Source organism: Streptomyces sp. MAR4 CNX-425 (assembly GCF_048656465.1).
Lineage (GTDB): Bacteria > Actinomycetota > Actinomycetes > Streptomycetales > Streptomycetaceae > Streptomyces.
The window spans coordinates 36,686-60,052 of sequence record NZ_JBMDLF010000002.1; the positions used below are offsets into that span (position 1 = coordinate 36,686).

General features: G+C 75.3%; 19 protein-coding genes. 14 read left to right on the forward strand and 5 right to left on the reverse strand.

Annotated elements, in window-relative coordinates:
• Positions 1–456: 456 nt before the first annotated feature.
• Positions 457–1,515, forward strand: coding sequence for a PP2C family protein-serine/threonine phosphatase (locus tag ACHZ99_RS05545; RefSeq protein ID WP_420303234.1), 1,059 nt, complete (start codon positions 457–459; stop codon positions 1,513–1,515).
• A 7-nt stretch (positions 1,516–1,522) separates the two neighbouring features.
• Here the strand turns inward: ACHZ99_RS05545 and ACHZ99_RS05550 are convergent, their stop codons facing one another.
• Complete coding sequence (locus tag ACHZ99_RS05550; protein WP_420303235.1) at positions 1,523–2,326, reverse strand: class I SAM-dependent methyltransferase; 804 nt, start codon at positions 2,324–2,326, stop codon at positions 1,523–1,525.
• Between the two features lie 72 nt (positions 2,327–2,398).
• Between ACHZ99_RS05550 and ACHZ99_RS05555 the strand changes: the two genes are divergently transcribed.
• Positions 2,399–2,689 (forward strand): hypothetical protein, encoded by a 291-nt coding sequence (locus tag ACHZ99_RS05555; RefSeq protein WP_420303236.1) that lies wholly within the window; start codon positions 2,399–2,401, stop codon positions 2,687–2,689.
• Between the two features lie 22 nt (positions 2,690–2,711).
• Here ACHZ99_RS05555 and ACHZ99_RS05560 read toward each other — a convergent pair whose 3' ends face one another.
• The 3 genes from ACHZ99_RS05560 to ACHZ99_RS05570 form a co-directional block, all read right to left on the reverse strand.
• Complete coding sequence (locus ACHZ99_RS05560; RefSeq protein ID WP_420303237.1) at positions 2,712–3,827, reverse strand: hypothetical protein; 1,116 nt, start codon at positions 3,825–3,827, stop codon at positions 2,712–2,714.
• Positions 3,827–4,372 (reverse strand): RNA polymerase sigma factor, encoded by a 546-nt coding sequence (locus tag ACHZ99_RS05565; protein ID WP_420303238.1) that lies wholly within the window; start codon positions 4,370–4,372, stop codon positions 3,827–3,829. Before ACHZ99_RS05565 ends, ACHZ99_RS05560 begins: the two co-directional genes overlap by 1 nt.
• A 312-nt stretch (positions 4,373–4,684) precedes the next feature.
• A complete protein-coding gene (locus tag ACHZ99_RS05570; protein ID WP_420303239.1) occupies positions 4,685–4,909 on the reverse strand; it encodes a hypothetical protein in 225 nt (74 codons plus the stop codon).
• A gap of 58 nt (positions 4,910–4,967) precedes the next feature.
• Here ACHZ99_RS05570 and ACHZ99_RS05575 point away from each other — a divergent pair, with 58 nt between their 5' ends.
• Positions 4,968–5,798, forward strand: coding sequence for an aldo/keto reductase (locus ACHZ99_RS05575; protein WP_420303240.1), 831 nt, complete (start codon positions 4,968–4,970; stop codon positions 5,796–5,798).
• Positions 5,799–5,879: 81 nt separating this feature from the next.
• Positions 5,880–6,773 carry an NAD(P)-dependent oxidoreductase gene (locus tag ACHZ99_RS05580; RefSeq protein WP_420303241.1) on the forward strand — a complete coding sequence of 298 codons (894 nt, stop codon included), beginning with the start codon at positions 5,880–5,882 and terminating at the stop codon, positions 6,771–6,773.
• A 55-nt stretch (positions 6,774–6,828) separates the two neighbouring features.
• Here the strand turns inward: ACHZ99_RS05580 and ACHZ99_RS05585 are convergent, their stop codons facing one another.
• Positions 6,829–8,469 (reverse strand): cellulase family glycosylhydrolase, encoded by a 1,641-nt coding sequence (locus ACHZ99_RS05585; protein WP_420303242.1) that lies wholly within the window; start codon positions 8,467–8,469, stop codon positions 6,829–6,831.
• Positions 8,470–8,662: 193 nt separating this feature from the next.
• On the opposite strand from ACHZ99_RS05585, the gene ACHZ99_RS05590 reads away from it, so the two are divergent.
• The 10 genes from ACHZ99_RS05590 to ACHZ99_RS05635 all read left to right on the forward strand — a co-directional run bounded on the left by ACHZ99_RS05590 (position 8,663) and on the right by ACHZ99_RS05635 (position 23,358).
• Positions 8,663–10,051: an amidohydrolase gene (locus tag ACHZ99_RS05590; RefSeq protein ID WP_420303243.1), complete on the forward strand. Its 1,389-nt coding sequence runs from the start codon at positions 8,663–8,665 to the stop codon at positions 10,049–10,051.
• A 371-nt stretch (positions 10,052–10,422) separates the two neighbouring features.
• Positions 10,423–11,184, forward strand: a complete 762-nt coding sequence (locus tag ACHZ99_RS05595; RefSeq protein WP_420303244.1) for a DeoR/GlpR family DNA-binding transcription regulator — start codon at positions 10,423–10,425, stop codon at positions 11,182–11,184.
• Positions 11,185–11,334: 150 nt separating this feature from the next.
• Positions 11,335–12,702 (forward strand): ABC transporter substrate-binding protein, encoded by a 1,368-nt coding sequence (locus ACHZ99_RS05600; protein WP_420303245.1) that lies wholly within the window; start codon positions 11,335–11,337, stop codon positions 12,700–12,702.
• Positions 12,699–13,670 (forward strand): carbohydrate ABC transporter permease, encoded by a 972-nt coding sequence (locus tag ACHZ99_RS05605; RefSeq protein WP_420303246.1) that lies wholly within the window; start codon positions 12,699–12,701, stop codon positions 13,668–13,670. The genes ACHZ99_RS05600 and ACHZ99_RS05605 overlap by 4 nt, the downstream gene beginning before the upstream one ends.
• The gene (locus ACHZ99_RS05610) at positions 13,667–14,566 is read left to right on the forward strand and encodes a carbohydrate ABC transporter permease (RefSeq protein WP_420303247.1); all 900 of its coding nucleotides are present in this window, start codon (positions 13,667–13,669) and stop codon (positions 14,564–14,566) included. Before ACHZ99_RS05605 ends, ACHZ99_RS05610 begins: the two co-directional genes overlap by 4 nt.
• Positions 14,563–15,552, forward strand: a complete 990-nt coding sequence (locus ACHZ99_RS05615; RefSeq protein WP_420303248.1) for a zinc-dependent alcohol dehydrogenase family protein — start codon at positions 14,563–14,565, stop codon at positions 15,550–15,552. The genes ACHZ99_RS05610 and ACHZ99_RS05615 overlap by 4 nt, the downstream gene beginning before the upstream one ends.
• Positions 15,553–15,706: 154 nt before the next feature.
• The gene (locus ACHZ99_RS05620) at positions 15,707–16,471 is read left to right on the forward strand and encodes a hypothetical protein (protein WP_420303249.1); all 765 of its coding nucleotides are present in this window, start codon (positions 15,707–15,709) and stop codon (positions 16,469–16,471) included.
• A 116-nt stretch (positions 16,472–16,587) separates the two neighbouring features.
• Positions 16,588–18,702, forward strand: a complete 2,115-nt coding sequence (locus ACHZ99_RS05625; protein WP_420303250.1) for a SpoIIE family protein phosphatase — start codon at positions 16,588–16,590, stop codon at positions 18,700–18,702.
• A 139-nt stretch (positions 18,703–18,841) separates the two neighbouring features.
• Positions 18,842–20,536, forward strand: a complete 1,695-nt coding sequence (locus tag ACHZ99_RS05630) for a cytochrome b (protein ID WP_420303989.1) — start codon at positions 18,842–18,844, stop codon at positions 20,534–20,536.
• A 137-nt stretch (positions 20,537–20,673) separates the two neighbouring features.
• Positions 20,674–23,358 carry a GNAT family N-acetyltransferase gene (locus tag ACHZ99_RS05635; RefSeq protein ID WP_420303251.1) on the forward strand — a complete coding sequence of 895 codons (2,685 nt, stop codon included), beginning with the start codon at positions 20,674–20,676 and terminating at the stop codon, positions 23,356–23,358.
• Positions 23,359–23,367: the final 9 nt, after the last annotated feature.

The following is a 23,367-nucleotide window of genomic DNA, read 5'->3' on the forward strand; positions in this document are numbered from 1 at the left end:
ACACGGGATTGAACAACTCTGCGTTGTACCGGAGGGCCCGCTTCAGCCGGGATCGTGAACGGAGCGCCGCGGGGCGGCGTACCCGCCTGCGGGGCCGCCGCGGGCGTCGACGGCGCTCGCCCCGCCGTCGCCGGTCCGGGAGGACACCCGCTCGCCGGCGGGGCGGGATTCTTCTCCGCTTCCCGAACCTCGGCGGTAACCCGTTCGGATCCGGCCACCCGGGCGGGAAGCGGCATCGCGCGGCGTCCGATTATGGGCTGTTTGCCCGGGTCGTACGGGGTCCGGCGCGCGGAACCCGGCGCCGGAGAGGCAACGATTCGGCCGCATCGGTCCCGGATGGACCGGTCCTTGCATAGCCTTTCGGGGTGAGGAAGGGCCGCAGGGTGCCGCAACTGGGCAATTCCTTCGCGCCGACCCGAGGTGCCGAGCGAGTCGCGGCTGGAGTGGCGAGTACGCATGACCGACCGGAAGCCGCCGCACTACCGAACGCTGGCCTACCTGCCGTACGCCGTGATGCTGTGGGTCGGCCTGGTGGACATCACGGCCGGGCCCGGCGTCGGGTTCCTGCCCCTGGTATCGCTGGGACCGGCCTTCGCGGGCCTCGTCGGCGGCTGGCGGCGGACGGCGCTCATCGGCACGATCGCGCTGGTGCTGTGCGTCGGGCTCGCCCTGTTCAACGACCAGTTCGATTCGCGTCGCGGCTTCACGGCCATCCTCTCCGTCATCGGAGTCACGATCGCCGCCGTGCTGGCCGTCTGGCTGCGGCAGCGCCGCGAGCAGGAACTGGCCAGCGTGCGGTCGATCGCCGAGGTGGCGCAGCGCGTGCTGCTCCGGCCGGTGCCGCTGAGCGTGGGACGGCTGCGCGCGGCGGTCTCGTACACCTCGGCCGTGGCGGAGGCGCGGATCGGCGGCGACCTGTACGAGGTGGTGATCTCGCCGGTGGGCGTCCGGCTGATCGTCGGGGACGTCCAGGGCAAGGGGCTGGAGGCGGTGGAGACCGCGGCGGTGGTGCTGAGCGCGTTCCGGGAGGCGGCGTACGACGAGACGGACCTCACGGGCGTCGGCGAGCGGCTGGAACGGGCACTGGACCGCCAGCTCGGCGGGGAGAAGTTCGTCACGGCCATCCTCGCGGAGGTGGGCTCCGGCCCGGAGGTGACGATGCTCAACTTCGGCCACCCCGCGCCGCTGGCCGTGCGCCAGGACGGCGACGTGCGCTTCCTCTCGCCGCCGCAGCGGGCTTTACCGCTGGGTCTCGGGGAGCACGGCGTCGTCCGCCCGGAGCCGCACGCCGCCCGGTTCGCCCCCGGAGACCAGTTGCTGTTCTACACCGACGGCGTCACCGAGGCCCGCGACCGCACCGGGGCCTTCTACCCCCTGGAGCAGCGCGCCGAGCTGCTGAAGGACCCCGATCCGGAGGGGGCGCTGACGGCGCTGCGCCAGGACGTGATCGAGCACGTGCGGGCGCCGCTGCACGACGACGCGGCGATGATGCTGCTGCGCTACCGCGACGGGTGACGGCGCGTCACGCCGTGCGGCGGGCGAGGCGCAGCTCGGTGAGGTAGCGCTTGACGACCCGGCCGCCGTGCCGTTCGTCGATCAGGCCGCGAACGCACCCCAGCAGCCCGTCGCGGGCCGGCCCGGGCAGCGCGCGGTGCCCGGAGTACGTGCGCAGCAGGTCGAGGTACTCCGCGGTGGAGTACGGCAGCTCCCGCTCGTAGCGGTGGAACACCGGCGCCGCGAAGCGCTCCTCGCCGGCGAGGTCGTCGCGGTCCTCGGGGACGGCGGAGGCGGGCCGCAGCCGCAGGCCGGGCGGCGTCGCGGGGTCGAAGCGCTCGTAGCAGCCCTGGACCTCGGCGAAGAACTCCTCGCTGCCGCCGGCGACGTGGTGGGTGCGGACGGTGGCCAGCACCCCGCCCGGGCGCAGCGCGTCCGCCGACCTCGGCACCCGGATCGCGGGGTCGACCCAGGCGAACGCGGTGGCGGCGAGCACCACGTCGAACGGCTCCGGCGGCAGCGGCCACTCCTCGAACGCCGCGTTCACGACGGTCACGTCCGGGAACCCGGCGAGGTTGCGGCGCGCCACCCGGGCCATGTCCGCGCCCAGCTCGACGGCGGTCACCCGGCAGCCGCGCCGGGCCAGCGGCACGGTCGCCTGCCCGGTGCCGCAGCCGATCTCCAGCACCCGGCACCCCGGGCCGAGCCCGGCGGGGGCGGCGGTGGCGAGGTCGTCGTACATCGCCGGCGGATAGCCGGGGCGGGCGCGGTCGTACAGCTCCGGCGCCTCGGTGAAGGTCCTGCGCAGCCGTTCGCGTTCGGTCTCTGTCACCGCCCCACCTTATGATCGGATTCCGGCCGGGCACCGCCGTTCATCCGGCTGCCGCGAGCGAGAGGAACACCCTTGATCCGACGCGAGAGTTACTGCGGCGGCCGGCTGGTGAAGGAGGTCGAGCAGGTGCCCGGCGGCCGCGGTCGCGCCGGTTTAGCGGCGCCGCGCGCCGACGGGCCGGCGCTGTGGCTGCTGGACGGCGAGCGCGTGGAGCCCGCGGAGGCGGAGGCGTTCTGGGTGGTGTGGACCTCGGGGCGCGGCCGGCATCCGCTGGGTGAGACGGCGCGGAGCTGGCCGGCGCGGGTGCTCGCGGCCGCGATCGTGCTGTGGGTGGTGACGCTGGTGCTGACGCAGTTCGAGTGAGGGCCGGGCGGGCGCGCGGCGGTCAGTCGTCCCCGTCGTCCTCACCGCCCTCGTCGCCCTCGCCGTCCTCGTCCCGGCCGCCGGCGTCACGCCCGCCGGAGTCACCGCCGCGGTCCCCGCCGGCGTGGTCGCCGCGGCCGGGGTCGCCGCCGGGACCGGTGCGCCGCTCGCAGTAGCCGGCGACGGCGTCCGCGCCGCCGGCCCTCCGGACGAGCAGGTTCCATGACTTCTTGTCGCCCGGCTTCGCCTCGCCGTCGCGCGCGGCGAGGTACTGCTCGCACAGCCGCTCCACGTGCCTGGCCCGCGCGGTCGGCTCCTCCCCGGGGCCGCCCGCCGCCGCGCCCTCGCCCGTCCGCCCGTCCGGCTCGCCGGCGCCGTCGGCTCCGCCCCGGGGCTCGGCGCCGTTCGTCGCGCCCGCCGTGCCGGGCGCGTCGCGTCTGCCCTCGGGCCTGTCCCCCGCCCGGTTGCCGCCCGCGGACGCGGTGCCCTCGTTGGCGTCGCCGCCTCCGGTACGGTCCGGGCCGCCGGTGGCCGTCGGTGAGACGGCGGGGCCGGGGGACGCCTCCGGGGCGGCGGGGGCGCCGCGCAGGGCCGTCCCCGCCCCGAAGGCGACGCCGCCGAGGACGCAGCCGGCGGCGGTCACCGCGGCCGCGGTGCGCAGGCGCCGCAGCCGCCACGGCGCCCGGGGTGCGGGGGCGGCGGCCAGGAGGGGCGCGATCCGTACGACGGTCTCGGCCGGCCCCGGCGGCAGCGGCGCCCGGGGCGGGTCGCCGCCGGGCCGGGTGCCGCGCGGGGCGTGGCCGGTCCGCGCGTGTCCGTTCGGCGTCCGGCCGTTCACCGCCTGCCCGTTCACCGCCTGCCCGTTCGCCGCGTGGCCGTTGCGCGCGGGCCCGGCGGCGCCGGCGGACTCGGCCGACCGGGCGGCGCGGAACGCCGCCAGCGCCGCCCGCTCGCCGGGGAGTTCGGCGTCGGGCGCCGGCCGGCCGGCGCGGGCGGCGGTCTCCAGCAGCGCGGCCAGCCGCTCGGCGGTGTCCCGGTCGGCGGGCGGCAGCGCCGGGCCGGCGTCCAGCGGCTCGCCGTCGAGCAGCCGCTCGGCGGCGATCCGGTCGAGCCAGGTGTTCCGGTCGTCGTCGCCCATCACATACCCCTGAGCATCCACGTGGCCGTGCAGGCGGCGTCGCCCGCCGGTTCGCCGGTCAGGCAGGCACCGGCCGCGGCCTCGCCGAGCTGGTCCGCCAGCCGGCGCACGCCGCGGTGGGCGGCGGAGCGGGCCGCGGCGGGGCTCGTACCGAGCACGTAGGCGGCCCTCTCGGCGTCCAGCCCCACGATCGCCCGCAGCGCGACGGCGTCGGCCTCCGCGCGCGGCAGCCAGGCGATCAGGGCAAGGGTACGCCCGCTGTCCGGCCGCCCCGGGTCCCCGTCCGGGTGCCGCGCGCGGCCCGGGGCGGCGGGGTGCCGGGGGTCCGGGGCGGGCCGCGGCCGCGCCAGCGCGCGGGTGCGGGCGGTCCGGGCGCACCAGGCGCGAAAGCTCATGGCGTCGCCGGTGAACGCGCCGAGGTCGCGGGCGATGTCCTGCCAGGCGGCCGCGGTGACCTCCGCCGCATCGCCGTCGCCCTCGGCGTCGCCGACGAGGGTGCCGACGTAGCGCAGCAGGCGGGGTTGCACGGTTCGGTACAGGTTCACAAACGCGGCCTCGTCGCCTGCCTGAGCGGCACGTATCGCCTCCGGGAGCGGCTCGTCAGCGTCCGTCATGCCGGGTCAGCCCGCTCGTGGCACTCTGCTTCGGCGCACACACAACGGATCCATCCGGTATGCACCCCCCAGGTGCCGGTTTCGGGAGGCCGACCACGTGCCTTCGCTGTCCGCCCGCGCGGAAGAGCACGCTACGGCCCGCCGCAGGATCGCGTCCAGTCCGCGCGCACCAGGCCACGCCCCCGGGGACACAAGGGAGTTGCCGCACCCCGGGGGACGGGTGCGGGAGCACCGCCCGGGTGGTCATTGATCTTCGGCGGTCCGCGGCCCGGGGCGGTGGCCGTGGCCGGGGAGCAGGCGGTGGTGGACGGGCGCGAAGAGCTGGTCCGGGGCGGCGGGCACGTCGGTGCCGGGGCGCGGTTCGCCGCCGGAGACCGGCAGCTCGGCGGCCGCGGCGAGCACCGCTGACCTGGCCCGTTCGCTGCGCGGCCGGCCCCGGGGCGCGGGGGGCCCGCCCGTCTCGCCCATGCCCGCCTCCGGTGTCCGCCCTATACTGAACGGGCCGTACGAAAGGGAAGGGGCACGTGTGACCAGCGTTCCGGTCCGCAGGCTCAACGACGGTACGAAGCTCCCCGCGCTCGGCCTCGGCACGTACCCGATGGACGACGCGCAGGCCGAGCGGGCGGTCGCGGCCGCCCTGGAGTCGGGCTACCGGCTCGTCGACACCGCGCTCAACTACGGCAACGAGACCGGCACCGGCCGCGGCATCGCCCGCAGCGGCGTCCCCCGCCAGGACGTCGTCGTCACCACCAAGCTCCCCGGCCGCCACCACGGCTTCGAGCAGACGCTCGCCTCCTTCGAGGAGTCCCGCAAGCGGCTCGGGGTGGGATACGTCGACCTGTACCTGATCCACTGGCCGCTGCCGCGCGTGGACCTCTACGTCGACTCCTGGCGCGCGATGATCAAGCTGCGCGAGGAGGACCTCGTCCGCTCCATCGGCGTCTCCAACTTCACCGTCGCCCAGCTGGACCGGCTGGAGCGCGAGACCGGCGTGCTGCCCGCGGTCAACCAGATCGAGCTGCACCCCCACTTCCCGCAGGAGGAGCTGCGCGCGCACCACGCCGCCAAGGGCATCGTCACCGAGAGCTGGAGCCCGCTCGGCCGCGGCACCGACGTGCTGGCCGACCCGGGCATCGCCCGGGTGGCCGGGGCGCACGGCGTGACGCCCGCCCAGGCGGTGCTGCGCTGGCACGCGCAGCTCGACGCCGTCCCGGTGCCGAAGTCGGCGGACCCGGCGCGGCAGCGCGAGAACCTCGACGTGTTCGGCTTCGAGCTGTCCGCCGCCGAGATGGCCGCGGTCGCCGGCCGCCCGGAGCGCCGCGTGGGCGGCGATCCTGAGGTGCACGAGGAGTTCTGACCGGCCGGCGGCCCGTACCGTACGGACCGTACGCGCGGCGCGTTCCGCGGCCGCGGCGCAGAGCACGGAGGAGTCCCGAAGGTGAGAGCAGCGGTTCTGGGAACGGGCGTGATGGGCGCGGGCATGGCGCGCTCGCTGCTCCGCGACGGCGTCGGGGTGACGGTGTGGAACCGCACGCCGGCCCGCGCCCGGCCGCTCGCCGACGACGGCGCGCGGGTCGCGGCGAGCGCGGCGGACGCGGTGGCCGACGCGGACGCGGTGCTGGTCGCGCTGTACGACGCGGAGGCGGTCCTCGGCGTGCTGGGCGAGGCGCTGCCGGCGTCGGCGCCGGAGACGGTGTGGGTGCAGTCGGCCACCATCGGCGCCGACGCGACCCGGCGGGCCGTCGCACTCGCCGCCGGTGCGGGCCGCACGCTGGTGGAGGCCATGCTGCTGGGGACGAAGCAGCCCGCCGAGACCGGCCGGCTCACCCTGCTGACGGCGGGCGACCCGGCCGTCTTCGCCCGGATCGAGCCGCTGACCGCGGCGGTCTCGGTGAAGTCGGTGTGGGCCGGCCCGGAGGTCGGCGCGGGCACGGCGCTGAAGCTGGCGTGCAACGCCTGGGTCGCGTCGGTCACGGCGGCGTCGGCGCAGTCGCTGGCCCTGGCGGGGGCGCTGGGGCTGGACCCGAACCTGTTCCTCGCGGCGATCGACGGCTCGCCCACGGACTGCCGGTACGCGCACGTGAAGGGCGCGGCGATGCTGGCCGGCTCGTACGAGCCGCAGTTCGCGCTCGACGGCGCGCTGAAGGACATCGGCCTGATCGACGACGCGGCGCGCGGCGCCGGGGTCGACACCACGCTGCTGGACGCGCTGGAGGCGCTGTTCGGACAGGCGTCCCGGGCGGGGCACGGGGGCGAGGACATGGGCGCGGTGTACACGAGCTTCGGCGGGGCGGAAGGCGCGGGCGGCGCGGCGGGCGGCAGCGGCGGCTGAGCGGCGGTACGGGGCCGGGGCTCCCCGGCCCCGTACCGCCGGGCGCGCGCCGGGCTCAGCCGGTGCCGCAGACCAGGTCGTCGGGCGCCGACAGCGTCGAGCCGCCCGTGCCCGTCATCCCCACGGTCACCGACCCGCCGGCCGGGATCTCCCGCGTGTACGCCGCCGGGGTGACGGTGACCGCCGTGCCGCTCTGGCCGACGCTGCCGCCCCATGCATGGGTGACTGTGTGGCCGCCGGCGAAGGTCCAGGTCAGCTCCCAGCCGTCGATCGGTGTGGCGCCGGTGTTGGCGACGGTGACCTCGGCCTGGAAGCCGCCCGGCCAGGAGTTCACCACCCGGAACTCCGGGGTGCAGCCGTCGGCCGGCGCCGGGCCGCTGCCGGTGGTGGCCGTGACGGTGGCGGAGCGCGGCGAGACGTTGCCGGCGGCGTCCCGGGCGCGTACGGCGAAGGTGTACGCCGTGTCGGGGTCGAGGCCGGTGACGGTGACCGAGGTGCCGGTGGTGCCGGCGACCCGGTCCTCCGCGGTGCCGGTGACGGCGTAGACGTCGTAGCCGGTGACGGCAACGTTGTCAGCGGCCGCCGGCCAGCTCAGCGTCGCCGAGTCGTGGGTCACGCCGGTGACCGCCGGGGCGCCGGGGGCGGTGGGGGCCTCGGTGTCGCCGGTCCCGCCGCCGTAGACGGTGGCCTCCTTCGCGGTGGCGACGATGCCGTTCTCGCCGTGGAAGATGCGCCGGCCCCAGTCCGTCAGGGCGGCCGGGTCGAAGTCCGTGACCATGTCGAGGTACTCGACGCCGCCGCCGTTGCCGCTGTAGGACCAGCCGAGGTAGCCGAGGCCCAGTTCCCGGGTGACGCGCAGGATGGCGTCCTCGTCGGGGTTGCCGTCGGAGTGGTCGTGGCCGAACTCGCCGACCGCGATGGGCAGTCCGGCGGAGGTGAAGGCGGTGAGGTAGTCCTCGATCTCCGCGGCGGTGTCGTAGACGCCGTACATGTGGATGGAGAACAGCACGTCGTCCTGGGGGTCGGAGTCGGCGACCGCGCGGGCGTTGGTGCGCATGGTGCCGGTCCAGTCCTGGCCCCAGTTGGGGGCGTCCACCATCAGGGTGTGCTGGAAGCCGGCGTCCCGCAGCCTCGCGATGGCGCCCTGGGTGTCGGCCGTCCAGCGTTCGTAACCCTGGTTGCCGTGCGGCTCGTTGCCGAGGTTGACGATGACGTAGTCCTCCTGGCCGACGAGGGCGTCGCGGACGCTGATCCAGTAGTCGGCGGCGCGGTCGAGCGAGACGGCGGCGGCCTCCTCGCCGTAGCCGGTGGTGTCATGGACCTCCAGCACGCAGATCAGGCGGTTGGCCTTACAGGTGCTGACAACGTTGTCAACATCGGCGACGTCGTTGCGCGTCCAGCGGTCGCCGGAGGACAGCACCACGCGCACGCTGTTCGCGCCCAGCTGCTTGATCTCGCGCAGCGAGTCCAGCTCGCCGGTGTACCAGGCGTGCGGGTGGTTCACGCCGCGCAGGACGAAGTCGCTGCCGTTGCCCTCCACCAGCCGGCCGCCCTCGGTGTGCAGCCCGACGGCCGCGGCGGCGGGCGCGGCCTGCGCGCCCGGGCCGAACCCGGCGACGGCGGCGGCCAGGCCGAGCAGGGCGGCGAGCAGGGCGCGTGCGGGGGCGGTGCGGGATCTCGTTCTCCGTGCACTCATGTGCGGCTCCTCGCGAGTCGGTCGGCGTTGGAATTGGGAGCGCTCCCATATATCCCGTCATCTCGACGGTGCGTCAAGTCCCGCGGCGGCGGCGGTTGCCGCGGCGTGTCCCGTACGGGCCGAAGGCGCCCCGCGCTGTCGGCGGCACCCGGTAGGTTCGGGGGGAACGCCGGGGCGACCGAGGAGCCGACTCATGCCGCAGCCGCCGGAGAACACCGCGGACGCAGAGCCCGCCGCGGACGCCGGGCCCGCCGACCTGGTGGTCGAGGGCTGCACCGCGCTCGTCCACGACGCCGCCGGCGAGGTGGCGTTCGCGAAGGACGCCGGGATCGTCATCCGGTCCGGCGCGATCGCCGCGGTGACCTCCGCCGCCCGGGCGGCCCGGGTGCCGGCGGCGGAGCGCATCGACGCCCGCGGCCAGGTCGCCATGCCGGGCCTGGTCAACTGTCACACGCACGCGCCGATGGTCTTCCTGCGCGGCTTCGCCGAGGACGTGCCGGTCGAGGAGTGGTTCAACGACTGGATCTGGCCGGTGGAGAGCAATCTGACCGACCGGGACGTCGAGTTGGGCGCGCTGCTGGCCTGCGCCGAGATGATCCGCGGCGGGGTGACGACGTTCGCCGACCACTACTTCGCCATGGACCGGGTGGCCGACGCGGTCACGGCCGCCGGGCTGCGCGCCGTGCTCGGCCTGGCGTACTTCTCCTCCCAGGGCGCGGCGGGCCGCCGGGCGTCGCTGGAGTTCGCGCTGCGCCGGGCCGGCGGGGCGGACGGGCGGATCACCACGTGCCTGGCGCCGCACGCGCCGTACACCGTGACGGACGACGACCTCAGGGCCACCGCCCGGCTCGCCCGGGAGCACGACCTGCTCGTCCATCTGCACGCCGCGGAGAACCGGGAGCAGACCGAGACCAGCCTCGCCCGGCACGGCCGCACGCCCGTCGAGGTGCTGGAGCGCTGCGGCCTGCTCGACACCGCGGTGCTCGTGGCGCACGGCACGGGGCTGACGGACGCCGACGTCGCCCTGCTGGGCCGGGCGCCGGCCGCCGGGGTGGCGACGGCGCCGCGCGGCTATCTGAAGTTCGGCTGGGACCCCACGCCGGTGCGCGCGCTGCGCGCGGCCGGGGTCCCGGTGGGCCTGGCGACCGACGGGGCCGCGTCCAACAACACGCTCGACGTCTGGGAGAGCATGGCGCTCACCGCGCTGGTGCAGAAGTCGGCGGAGCGGGACGCCACCTGGGCCACCGCCCGCCAGGTGCTGCACCACGCGACGACGCAGAGCGCCCGGGTCGTCGGCCTCGGCGACCGGGTGGGCTCGCTGGCGCCCGGCCGCCGGGCCGACCTGATCCTGGTGGACCTGACGGGCCCGCACACCCAGCCCGTGCACGACCTCGCCGCCACCCTGGTGCACAGCGCCCGCGCCGGCGACGTGCGCACGACGATCGTGGACGGCCGGGTCCTCATGCGCGACCGGCGGCTGCTGACGGTGGACGTGGCGGAGGTCGCGGCCGAACTCGCGCCGCGCCTCGCGGCGCTGACCGAGCGCGGCCACGGCCGCCGGATCCAGAGCTACGACACGTGAGGCGGGCCCGGGCGGGCCGCGACGCGGTGCCCGGCGCGGGGACGCGGACGCGGTCGGCGACGAGGTGATACGGGAGGACGGCGCCGCCCGCCCGCGGAGCCCGAACCCACGCCCGCCGGCGAAGCGGGCACCGAACGGGCACGCGTCCCGGCCGGGGCGGGCACGCGCGGCGCGCGCCGGGGACGGGCAGCGGCCCTCTCCCAGCGGCGATACGGCGGGGGAAACGGGCACAGTCGGTCATGACCTGCTGTGCATCAGGGCTGGCAGGTGAGGTGGGCCGCCGGTAGAAATGCCTTCGTAGAGCCCGAACGGGCAGGGCAACGCCCTCCTTACTGCCCCCCACAGCCAAACCGCGAAGGCAGGTGGTCGTCGTGGACGGAGAAGAACGCCGGCGGGTCATCCTGGAGACCGCCCGGCGCGCCGGCAAGGTGGACGTCGCCAAACTGGCCGCCGACCTGGGCGTGTCGCGCGAGACCGTGCGGCGCGACCTGACGCTCCTGGAGGACCACGGGCTGGTCCGGCGCACGCACGGCGGGGCCTACCCCGTGGAGAGCGCGGGGTTCGAGACCACGCTCGCGTACCGCACGACCATGCACGTACCGGAGAAGTCCCGCATCGCCACCGCGGCGGCGGAGCTTCTCGGGGACGCGGAGACCGTCTTCGTCGACGAGGGCTTCAACCCGCAGCTCATCGCCGAGGCGCTGCCGCGTCCCCGCCCGCTGACCGTCGTCACGGCCTCGCTCGCCACCGCGAGCGCCCTGGCCGGGGACGACCGGGTCACGGTGTTACTGCTCGGTGGCCGGGTGCGCGGCGGCACGCTGGCCACCGTGGACCACTGGACGACGCGGATGCTCGCCGGCTTCGTCATCGACCTGGCGTACGTCGGCGCGAACGGCATCTCCCGCACGTACGGGCTGACCACGCCCGACCCGGCGGTCAGCGAGGTGAAGGCGCAGGCGATGCGCGTCGCCCGGCGGAAGGTCTTCGCCGGGATCCACACGAAGTTCGGCGCGGTGAGCTTCTGCCGCTTCGCGGAGGTCTCGGAGTTCGACGTGATCGTCACCGACACCGGGCTGCCCGCCGCGGAAGCCCATCGCTACTCGCTGCTGGGCCCGCAGGTCATCCGGGCCTGACCGGCCCCCGGCGCGCTCCGGGTCCGCAGCCCCGCACCACTCCCCCGTCCCGCTACCCCGCGCAGGTCACGCCTCCCCGGACGAGCAGCAACCCGGGTGGCCCGGCTCCGTACGCCCCGAAACAGCCCCCGACCCCTTTGGGAGCACGCGATGCTCACACCGGCCCGCAGCAAGCGCACCATCCGCACTCTCGTGCCCGTGGCCACCGCCGCGGCCCTGCTCGCCGCCTGTAGCGGCGCGGGGGGCGGCGGCAGCTCCGGGGGCGACGACTCCGTCAACGTCGTCATGGTCAACAACCCGCAGATGGTGGAGCTGCAGAAGCTCACGGCCGAGCACTTCACGAAGGAGACCGGCATCGAGGTGAACTTCACCGTGCTGCCGGAGAACGAGGTCCGCGACAAGATCAGCCAGGACTTCGCCAACCAGGCGGGCCAGTACGACGTCGCCACCATCAGCAACTTCGAGGTCCCCTTCTACGCCGAGAACGACTGGCTGCTGCCGCTGGACGAGTACGCCGCGGACGACGCCGGGTTCGACCAGGAGGACATCCTCGCCCCGATGCGCGAGTCGCTGACGGCCGAGGACGGCAAGCTGTACGCCGAGCCGTTCTACGGCGAGTCGTCGTTCCTGATGTACCGGAAGGACGTCTTCGCCGAGCACGGGCTGAAGATGCCCGAGAAACCCACCTGGCAGCAGGTCGCCGACCTCGCCGCCGAGGCCGACGGCGCCGAGCCCGGCATGAAGGGCATCTGCCTGCGCGGCCTGCCCGGCTGGGGCGAGGTCATCGCGCCGCTGACGACGGTGGTCAACACCATGGGCGGCACCTGGTTCGACGAGAACTGGGAGGCGCAGCTGGACTCGCCGGAGTTCACCAAGGCGGTCAAGTTCTACGTCGACCTGGTACGCGAGCACGGGCAGGCCGGCGCGGCGCAGTCGGGGTACGCCGAGTGCCTGAACAACCTCACCCAGGGCGAGACCGCCATGTGGTACGACGCCACCGCGGCCACCGGCTCGCTGGAGGCGGAGGACTCCCCCGTCCGCGGCAAGATCGGCTACGCGCCGGCGCCGGTGGACAGGACCGAGAGCTCCGGGTGGCTCTACACCTGGGCGTGGGGCATCCAGAAGGCCTCGGAACGGCCCGAGAGCGCCTGGAAGTTCATCTCCTGGGCGTCGAGCAAGGAGTACGAGGAGCTGGTCGGCGAGGAGCTGGGCTGGGCCAACGCGCCCGCCGGCAAGCGGGCGTCGACGTACTCCAACCCGGACTACCTCAAGGCCGCGGGCGCCTTCGCCGACATCACCCGCGAGGCGATCGAAAGCGCCGACCCGCGCGACCCGGGCACCCAGCCGCGGCCCGCGCCGGGCATCCAGTTCGTCGGCATCCCCGAGTTCTCCGACCTGGGCACCAAGGTCTCCCAGGAGATCAGCTCGGCCATCGCGGGCAAGCAGTCCGTCGAGGAGGCGCTGGCGAACTCCCAGGAACTGGCCGAGGAGGTCGGCGAGGAGTACCGGGACCGATGAGCGCCCCCACCGCCGTACGCACCCGGCGCACCGCGCCCCGCGCGGGCCGGCCGGCCCCCCGCCGGCCGGGCCGCGGGGCCCGGGCCTGGGCCACCCGCGCGCCGCTGCTGCCGGCGCTGGTCTTCCTGATCGCGGTCACCCAGCTGCCGTTCGTGGCGACGCTGGTGATCTCCCTCTTCGACTGGAACTCCCTGCGCCCGGACGAGCGCAGCTTCACCGGGCTGGACAACTACAGCGAGGTGGCGAGCGACGAGAACCTGCGCGAGTCGGTGGTGACCACGGCGGTGCTGACCGCCGCGGTCGTCCTCGTCAGCGTGGTGCTCGGGCTGCTCATCGCGCTGCTGCTGGACCGCGCGTTCCCCGGCCGGGGCGTGGTGCGCACGCTGCTGATCGCACCGTTCCTGCTGGTGCCGGTGGCGGCCGCGCTGCTGTGGAAGCACGCGCTCTACAACCCCGAGTACGGCCTGTTCAACGGGGCCCTCACCTGGGTCGCGGAGCTGTTCGGCGACGACACGCCGCCGCAGCCGGACTGGGTGTCGGACATGCCCCTGATGGCCGTCGAGGCCGCGCTGATCTGGCAGTGGACGCCGTTCATGATGCTGATCCTGCTGGCCGGGCTGCAGAGCCGGCCGACGGAGATGGTGGAGGCCGCCCGGCTGGACGGCGCCTCGAACTTCCAGATCTTCCGCTACCTGACGCTGCCGCACCTGCGCCGCTATCTGGAGCTGGGCGTACTGCTGGGCTCGGTCTACATCGTCCAGAACTTCGACGCGGTGTTCACCATCACCTCGGGCGGGCTGGGCACCGCCAACCTGCCGTACACGATCTACCAGACCTTCTACCAGGCGCACGAGTACGGGCTGGCCTCGGCCGCCGGCGTGCTCGTCGTCATCGGCTCCATCGTCATCGCGACCTTCGCGCTGCGCGTCGTGTCGTCCCTGTTCCGGGAGGAGGTGTCCCGCGCATGACCACGACCGTGACGGCCGCGGCCCGCGAGCCGGCCCGCACCGGGCGGGCCGCGCTGCCGCCCGCGCTGCGCCGGGCCCGGCGGCGCAGCGCCGGACTCGGGCTGCTCGCCTGGCTGGTCGGCATCGTGTTCTTCCTGCCCGTGGCGTGGATGGTGCTGACGTCGCTGCACGCGGAGACGGACGCGGCCGCCAACCCGCCGGCGGTCGCCGCGTCGCTCACGCTCGACGGCTACCGCACGTTCTTCGGCTCCGGCGGCGGCCCGAGCCCGTGGCCGGCGCTGCTCAACTCGCTGATGGCGAGCGTGTTCTCGACCGTGCTGGTGCTCGCGCTGGCGCTGCCGGCCGCGTACGCCCTGTCCATCCGGCGGGTGAAGCGCTGGACCGACGTGCTGTTCTTCTTCCTGTCCACCAAGATGCTGCCGGTCGTCGCCGGGCTCCTGCCGGTCTACCTGTTCGCCAAGAACACCGGGCTGCTCGACAACATCTGGCTGCTCGTCCTGCTGTACACGTCGATGAACCTGCCGATCGCGGTGTGGATGCTCCAGTCGTTCCTGGCGGACATCCCCGTCTCGATCGTGGAGGCGGCCCAGATCGACGGCGCCCGGCTGACCACGGTGCTGACCCGGGTGATCGCCCCGATCGCCGGGCCCGGCATCGCCGCCACGTCGCTGATCTGCTTCATCTTCAGCTGGAACGAGATGCTGTTCGCCCGGGTGCTCACGGGGGTGACGGCGGAGACCGCCCCCGTCTTCCTCACCCGCTTCATCACCAGTCAGGGGCTCTTCCTCGCCCAGGTCTGCGCCGCCTCCGTCGTCATCTCCCTCCCGGTGCTGGCCGCCGGGTTCGCCGCCCAGGACAAGCTGGTCCAGGGCCTGTCGCTAGGAGCCGTCAAATGAGGGCCGCCGTCATCGAAGCCCCGGGCACGGTCACCGTGACCGACGTCCCCGATCCCGTCCCCGGCCCCCGGGAGGTCGTCGTGGACGTCGCGGCGTGCGGGCTGTGCGGGACCGATCTGCACATCCTCCAGGGCGAGTTCGCGCCGACGCTGCCGGTGGTGCCGGGCCACGAGTTCGCGGGCGAGGTCGTCGGCACCGGCCGCGACGTCACCGAGGTGGCGGTCGGCGACCGGGTCGCCGTCGACCCGTCGCTGTACTGCCACGAGTGCCGGTACTGCCGTACGGGCCACGGGAACCTGTGCGACCGGTGGGGCGCCATCGGCGTCACCGTCGCCGGCGGGGCGGCGGAGTACGCGCTCGCGCCGGTCGCCAACTGCGTGCGGCTGCCGGACCACGTGCGCACCCAGGACGCGGCGCTGATCGAGCCGCTGTCGTGCGCGGTGCGCGGCTACGACGTGCTGCACAGCAGGCTCGCCGCGCACGTGCTGATCTACGGCACCGGGACGATGGGGCTGATGATGCTGGAGCTGGCCAAGCGGACCGGCGCCGCGTCGGTGGACGTCGTCGACGTCAACCCCGAACGGCTGGCCACCGCGCAGAAGGTGGGCTGCAGCCGGGCGGCCGCGTCGCCGGAGGAGTTCGGGCAGCCGCGGGGCTGGGACGTCGTCATCGACGCCACCGGCAACGCGGCGGCGATCCAGGACGGCCTGGGCCGGGTCGCGAAGGCCGGCACGTTCCTCCAGTTCGGCGTCGCGGACTACGCGACGACGGCCACCATCGAGCCGTACCGCATCTACAACCAGGAGATCACCATCACCGGTTCGATGGCCGTGCTGCACAGCTACGAGCGCGCCGCGGAGCTGTTCGCCGCCGACGTCCTCGACCCCGAGCTGCTCATCAGCGACCGGCTGCCGCTGGAGCAGTACCCGCGCGCGCTGGAGCAGTTCGCGGCCGGGAAGGGCCGGAAGATCGTGGTGGTGCCGTGACGGCCGGGGCGGGCGCGGGCGCCGTGTGAGACGGGTCTCAGCGGGTACGGCAAATGCCGATTCAGTACGCTACGCCCGTACTTGCCCGGTGGCAGACTGAGCCGTTGTCGGCAGACCCCTCCACGCCACGGAAGGACGGCGAGGAAAGGTGGCCATGATTGACTGCACGGCTTGCGGACGGTGGCACGACGCCGCGGGCGCGCCCTGGTGCACGGGCCCCGGGGTGACCGGCGGCCCGGTCCCGCCGCCGGAGCCGGGACCGGCCGTGCCGGGCCCGGACCCGCGGGACCTGGAGCTGTTCGCCGAGGGCCGGGCGGCGTACGCCGGCACCGACCCGTACCCGCACTCCCCCGCGGACGGCGACACCGCGGCACCACCCGCCGGCCCCGGCCGGGCCCGGCACGGCCGGGGCCGGCGGCGGCGCCCGCCGCGCGCGCGGCTCGCGGCGCTCGCGGCGGCGGGGGTGGCGGCGCTCTCCGGCGGGCTGGTCGCGGCGAACGTGCTCGGGGGCGCCGGCGCACCCGACGCCACCCGCGCCGAGGAGCGCCCCGACGACGGCCTCGGGCCGCTGCCGTCGGACGCCCCGGACACCCCCGGCTCGTCGCCGGCGACCGGCCCGGCGGTGGAGCGGCGGACGGAGGCGCCCGACCGCGCGCAGCGCTCGCGGCCGTCCACGGCGCCGCCGGCCACCCCGACGGCGGACCCGACGACGCCGGAGCCCGGCCCCAGCCGCGGCACCGAAGAGCCGGACAGCCCGTCGTCGACCGTCTCGTCGCGGGCGACGGTGTCGGCGCCGAGCGGCACGCCCTCCGGTTCGCAGTCCTCCTCCCCCACGGACTCGCCCACCCCGACGCCCACCGGCAGCGCGGGCGAGGACGGCGAACACGAGCGCACGGCCCCGGAGCACTCGGGCGGGTAGCGGCCGCACCCCTCGCCCGAACGGGCGAGGGCGACCCGGGGTGCGGACCGCCGCCCGGTCCGCGGGCGCGCCGCGTGCGGATGCGCGACGGGCTCGCGCGGGCGAGATTAGGGGGCATGGCCAGTGCCCACGCCAGCGAGCCCCTCGACGGCCGGCTCGACGCGCTGCTGCTCGGCGTGCTCTTCGCCCAGGCGCGTTCCGCGCTGCTGGTCTTCGACGCCGAGCTGCGCCTGCTGCGCGCCAACGCCTCGGCCCGGCGGCTCCCGGGCGTCCCGGACGAGCAGCCCGGCTGGGGCGGCGGGGACACGGAGTCCGCGGCATCCGCGGAGTCCGGTGGGTCCGCGGCGCCGGTCGCGCCCGCCGGCGCGCCGGCCGCCCGGGACGTGGGGGCGGTCGCCGACGGGGCCGAGCTGGACCGGCTGCTGCGGCACGTGCTGACGACCGGCGACCCGGTGCGGAACGTGCGGATGGCCGGCGGCGACGGCGGCGACCGGGTGCTGTCGGTCTCCGCGTACCCGCTGGCGGACGACGGCGCCGCCCCCGTGGGCGTGCTCGCCCACGTCCGCGACATCACCGACCGCAAGCGCTCCCGCTCCCGGCTGGAGCTGCTGTACACGGCGGAGGCGCGGCTCGGGGCGCTGCTCGACGTCGGCCGGGTGGCGCGGGAGCTGGCAGCGGTCGTCGTGCCCGCGCTGGCCGACACGGCGGTGGTCGACATCGTCGACGCGGTGTGGCGGGGCGAGCAGTCGGCGCCGGCGCCCGGTGCGGAGGAACTGGCGCTGCGGCGGGCCGGGGTGGCGCCCGGGGCGCACGCCACGGGGGGCGGGGTCGGCGCGCTGGTGCGCTATCCGTACGCCTCGCCGCAGTCCAGCGCGCTGACGGACCTGCGCCCGCGGCTCATCCGGGACCCGCCGGCCTCCGGCGCCGCGGAGGGCGCGCACTCCCTGGTCCTCGTCCCGCTGACCGCCCGCGGGTCCCTCCTCGGCCTCGTCAGCCTCTACCGCTCCGAGCGCGCCGCCGGCTTCGACGACGCGGACCTCCGGCTGGCCGCCGAGGTCGGCGAGGTGGCGGCGGTCAGCCTCGACAACGCCCGCCGGCAGACCCGCACCCACACCGCCGCCTCCGCCCTCCAGCGCAGCCTGCTGCCCGCGCAGCTGCCGGAGACCAGCGCCGTCGAGGCCGGTCTGGCGTACGTGCCCGGCACGTTCCCCGGCACGGGGGGCGCGGGCGGCGACTGGTTCGACGTCATCTCCCTGCCCGGTGCCCGGGTGGCGCTGGTGGTGGGCGACGTGACCGGCTCCGGGCTGCACGCCGCGGCCACCATGGGCCGGCTGCGTTCGGCGATCGGCACCATGGCCGGGCTCGACCTGCCGCCCGACGAGCTGCTGAGCCAGCTGGACGCCCTGGTGTCCCGGCTCATGGAGGAGCCGCCCGATCCGTTCGCCGACGCGGCGCCGGGCCGGACGGCGCCCGCGGCGACCTGCGTGTACGCCGTCCACGACCCCATCGCCATGCGGGTGACGCTGGCCCGGGCGGGCCATCCGCCGCCGGTGCTCGTCCGGCCCGGCGGCGGCACGGAGGTCGTGGACGCGGCGGCCGGGCCGCCGCTGGGCGGCGGCTCCCGCACGTTCGAGAGCACCGAGCTGGACCTGCCCGAGGGCAGCCTCCTCGCGCTCTACACCAACGGCCTGCTCCCCGACCGGCACGAGGACTCGCTCCCCCGCCTGTGCCGCGCGCTGGCCGACCAGGACCGCCCGGTGCAGGACCTGTGCGACGCCGTCGTACGGGACCTGCTGCCCGCGCGCCCGAACGACGACGCGGTGCTGCTGGCGGCCCGGCTGCGTGCGCTGCCGCCGGAGCACGTGGTCTCCGTCCAGCTGCCGGCGGGCCCCTCGGCCCTCGCCGACGCCCGGGACCTGGTGCGCCGGCGGCTCACGGACTGGGGGCTGCGGGAGCTGGCGCTGCCGGCCGAGCTGATCGTCAGCGAGCTGCTCGCCAACGCGGTCCGGCACGCCCCCGGCCCCATCGGGCTCAAGCTCATCCGCCAGTCGGTCCTGACCTGTGAGGTCTCCGACACCAGCCACGCCGCGCCGCATCTGCGGCACGCCACGAGCAACGACGAGGGCGGCCGCGGGCTGTTCCTGGTCGCCCAGTTGGCGGACCGCTGGGGAGTCCGCTTCACCCCGCGCGGCAAGGTCGTCTGGACGGAGCAGGAATTCCCGGACGCCTGAGCCCTTAGTGACGTGGCTCACACCGATCCCGGTCCGTGTCACATTCCGCCTCCTGATCCTGTCCTAGGAGTGAGTGCACCAAGGAGGCAGGAGCAACCGCATGTCCGTAACACAGGCGGAAGACTCATCGCGCGGCGCGATGGGCACCCGTCCGCCCGGCCGGACGTCGTCCGGTGAGCGCTTCGCCGACTGGGCCGACGGCCGGCTCGGACTGCACGGCGCCGGGAAGAGGTACGCCAGGAAGGTCTTTCCGGACCACTGGTCCTTCCTGCTGGGCGAGATCTGCCTCTACAGCTTCATCGTCATCATGCTCACCGGCGTCTACCTGACGCTGTTCTTCAACCCCTCCATGAACGAGGTCGTGTACGAGGGCTCGTACGCGCCGATGAACGGCGTGCGGATGTCCGAGGCGTACGCCTCCACCCTGGACATCTCGTTCGACGTGCGCGGCGGTCTGCTGGTGCGTCAGATCCACCACTGGGCCGCGCTCATCTTCGTCGCCGGCATGGTCGTGCACATGATGCGGCACTTCTTCACCGGCTCGTTCCGCAAGCCGCGCGAGATCAACTGGCTGTTCGGCTGGCTGCTGCTCTTCATCGGCCTCTTCGAGGGCCTCCTGGGCTACTCGCTCCCCGACGACCTGCTCTCCGGCACGGGACTGCGCTTCGTCGAGGGCGCCACCATCTCCACCCCGGTGATCGGGACGTACCTGACGTTCTTCCTCTTCGGCGACGAGTTCCCCGGGCACGAGATCATTCCACGGTTCTACGCCCTGCACATCCTGGTGCTGCCGGGGATCATGCTCGCCCTGCTGGTGGCGCACCTGATCCTGGTCTTCTACCACAAGCACACCCAGTGGGGCGGCCCCGGCAAGACCGAGAAGAACGTCGTCGGCGCGCCGTTCATGCCGGTGTACGTGGCCAAGGCGGGCGGCTTCTTCTTCCTGGTCTTCGGCTTCATCGCCTTCCTCGCGGCGGTCGCGACCATCAACCCGATCTGGAACGTGGGCCCCTACCGACCAGACCAGGTGTCGACGGGCGCCCAGCCGGACTGGTATCTGGGCTTCGCCGAGGGCATGGTGCGCATCATGCCCGGCTGGGAGATCAACGCCTGGGGCCACACCCTCGCACTCGGGGTGTTCATCCCCATCGCCCTCTTCCCGCTCATGCTGATCGCGATCGCCGCGTACCCGTTCATCGAGGCGTGGATCACCGGCGACAAACGCGAGCACCACCTGCTCCAGCGGCCGCGCAACGTGCCGGTGCGCACGGCGCTCGGCACCTCCTGGCTGGCGCTCTACGTCCTGTTCCTCATCGGCGGCGGCAACGACATCTTCGCGACGCACTTCCACGTCGCGGTCAACCACGTGACCTGGGCCCTGAGAGTCGCGGTCGTGGTGGTGCCGGTGCTCACCTTCATCGTCACCAAACGCATCTGCCTGGCGTTGCAGCGGCGCGACCGCGACAAGGTGCTGCACGGCCGCGAGACCGGCATGATCAAGCGGCTGCCGCACGGCGAGTACATCGAAGTGCACGAGCCGCTGCCGCAGGAGGAGCTGCACAAGCTCACCTCCCACGAGCAGCCGCAGCCGTACGAACTCGGCCCGGAGACCGACGCCAACGGCGTCCGCCGGCCACCGGTGGGCCTCACCGGCCGGCTGCGCGCCAGACTGGCGCACGCCATGTTCGGGCCGGGCACACAGATCCCGAAGCCGACCATCGAGGAGTACCGCGCGGTCGCCCACGACCACGAGCACGCGGAGCTGCCGGCCGGCGACGGCTCCCGCGAGCTCGAACCCGCGGAGGAAAGCCCGGGCGGCCACTCGTCCGGATGAGGTACGGCCCCCCGACGGCCCTCATCCGACACCGAGGCAGGCCCCCGACCGGGTGGGGCGCGGACCCCCGACCGCGCCCCACCCGACTTCTTGGTTAGGCTACCCTAAGTTCCGTCGAGCGAAGGGTGGCGACCGCCGTGCGCGCAGAGGTGTACCGGGACCGGTGGGGAATCCCCCACATCCGCGCCGCCGACCCCCGCGAACTCGCCCACGCGCAGGGGCACAACGCCGCCGTCGACCGCGCCTGGCAGCTGGAGACCGAGCGGCACCGCGCGGCCGGCACCGCGGCCGCCTTCCTGGGCGCCTCCGCCCTCGACTGGGACGTCCTCGTCCGCCGCGTCCGGCTCGACGACACCGCGCGGCGCTGCTTCCGGTGGCTGGCCGAGGAGGACACCGGGACCGCCGGCTGGCTCTCGTCGTACGCCGACGGGGTCAACGCCGGGCTCGCCGAAGGCGCCGCGGCGGCACCGGAGTTCGCCGCGGCCGGGCTCGCGCCCGGACGCTGGTCGCCGTGGACGCCGCTGGCCGTGTGGCTCTCCACCCACCTGCTCTTCGCCGGCCTTCCCGCCAAGCTGTGGCGCCAGGTGGTCGCCGAGCGGCTGGGCGCGGCGGCGGTGCCGCTGTTCGCCGCCGACGGGCCGGTGACCGCGGGCAGCAACGGCTGGCTGGTGACCGGCGAGCGGACCGCCGGCGGCGGCGCGCTGATCGCCGGTGACCCGCACCGGTTCATCGAGGACCCCGGGGTGTACCAGCAGGTCCACCTGGCCTGCCCGGAGTACGACGTCGTCGGCTTCGCCGTCCCGGGCGTCCCCGGGCTGCCGCACTTCGGCCACACCGGCGGCGTCGCCTGGGCCATCACCCACGCGATGGCCGACTACCAGGACGTCTACCGCGAGCGGCTGCGCCGCCGCGCGGGGCGGGTCGAGGCGCTGGGCCCGGACGGCTGGCGCCCGGCCGCGGCGCACTCCGAGACCGTCGAGGTGGCCGGCGCGGCGCCGGTCCGGGTCGAGGTCGTGGAGACCGGCCGGGGGCCGGTGTTCGCCGGCGGGCCGGAGGGCGGCGGGGACGGCGAGTGGGAGGCGCTGAGCCTGCGGTACCCGCCGCGGGTCTACGGGGACCTGGGCTTCTCCGCGCTGCCCGCGCTGCTCGCGGCGCGCCGCGTCGCCGACGTGGACGCGGCGCTGGACCGCTGGGCGGAGCCGGTCAACGTGGTGCTCGCCGCCGACACCGAGGGCGGGCTGCTGCACCGCGTCGCCGGCGCGGTGCCGGTCCGCGACGAGGCCAACCTGCACGGCGCCGTGCCCGCGTGGGAGTCCGCGTACGAGTGGCGCGGCCGGTACGCGCCCATGCCGGCCGTGCCCGTGACCGGCGGGACGGCGGTGATGGCCAACGAGCGCGGCCCGGCCGCCCCGTTCGGCGCCGAGTTCGCCCCGCCGTACCGCGCGGAGCGCATCCGCGCGCTGCTGGCCGGCGGCGAGCGGTGGCGCGCCGGGGACATGGCCGCCGTCCACACCGACACCTACACCGCCGCGGCCGGGCCGCTGCTCGACCTGCTCGCCGGGGCCGGCGGACTCGGCCCCGCCGCCGGCGAGCTGCGCGACCGGCTGCTGCGCTGGGACCGGCGGATGGACGCCGGCAGCGCCGACGCGCTGGCGTACGCGCGGCTGCGCTCCGCCGTCGTACGCGCCCTGGCCGCGCACCCCGCGCTGGCGCCGCTGGCGTCGCCGCCCCCGTACCCCGGGCCGCTGCTGCCCTGGCTCGACCTGCGCACCCGGATCGCGTACGCCCTGAACACCCTGCTCACCACCGACCGGCTGCCGGAGATCGACCGGCCCGCGCTGGTCCGCGCCGCCGCCGAGGAGGCCGCGGGACACCTGGCCGCGGCCGGGCCGGACGAGCCGGCGACCTGGGGCGAGGCGCACCGGCTGGCGCCGTGGCAGGCGCTGCCCGACGGGGACGCCGAGTGGCCGGGCCTGGCCGGCGACCACGACTGCGTGCTGGCCACCGCCGCCGTCCCCGGCGTCACCGACCGGTGCCTCCGCGCCCCCGCCGCCCGCTACGTCTGGGACGTCGCCCGCCGCGAGGAGAGCCGCTGGGTGGTCCCCTTCGGCGCCTCCGGGGTCCCCGGCTCCCCGCACCACCGCGACCAGCTGGAGCCGTGGCTGCGCGGCGGACTCGTTCCCGTACTCACCGACTGGCAGGCCCTCAAGGAGGGTTCCATGACGACCGCCCGCCCCGCGCCCCGCGACCGGACCCCGCGCTACGCGTGCGAGGCCGCGGGCCTCGGCGCCGTCCGCGTCGTGCCCGTCGACCCGGACGCGGACGCCGCGCTGCTGCACGGCTGGGTCACGGCGGAGCGCGCCCGCTTCTGGGGCATGACCGGGCTGTCGCGCCGGGACGTCCGCGACGTCTACGCCCACATGGACACGCTGACCACCCACCACGCCCACCTGATGTTGCTGGACGGCGAGCCGGTCGCGCTGCTCCAGACGTACGACCCGGCCGCCGACCGGGTCTCCGCGTGCTACCCGGTCGAGCCGGGCGACCTCGGCATTCACCTGCTCGTCGGCCCGGCGGCCGGTGCCGCCCGGCCCGGCTTCACCGCCGCGCTGATCCAGGCCGTCACCGGTTTCGCCGCGGCGGGCGGCGCGCGCCGCCTGGTGGTCGAGCCGGACGCGGGCAACGGCCCCGCGCTCGCCCGGATGCGCCGCGCGGGCTTCGTCACCGGTCCGGAGATCACGCTTCCGGAGGTCGACCTGCCGGAGGTGCACCTGCCGGCGAAGCGCGCCCGGCTCGCCTTCCTCCCGCTGTCCGGCGGCTGACCGGGGCGG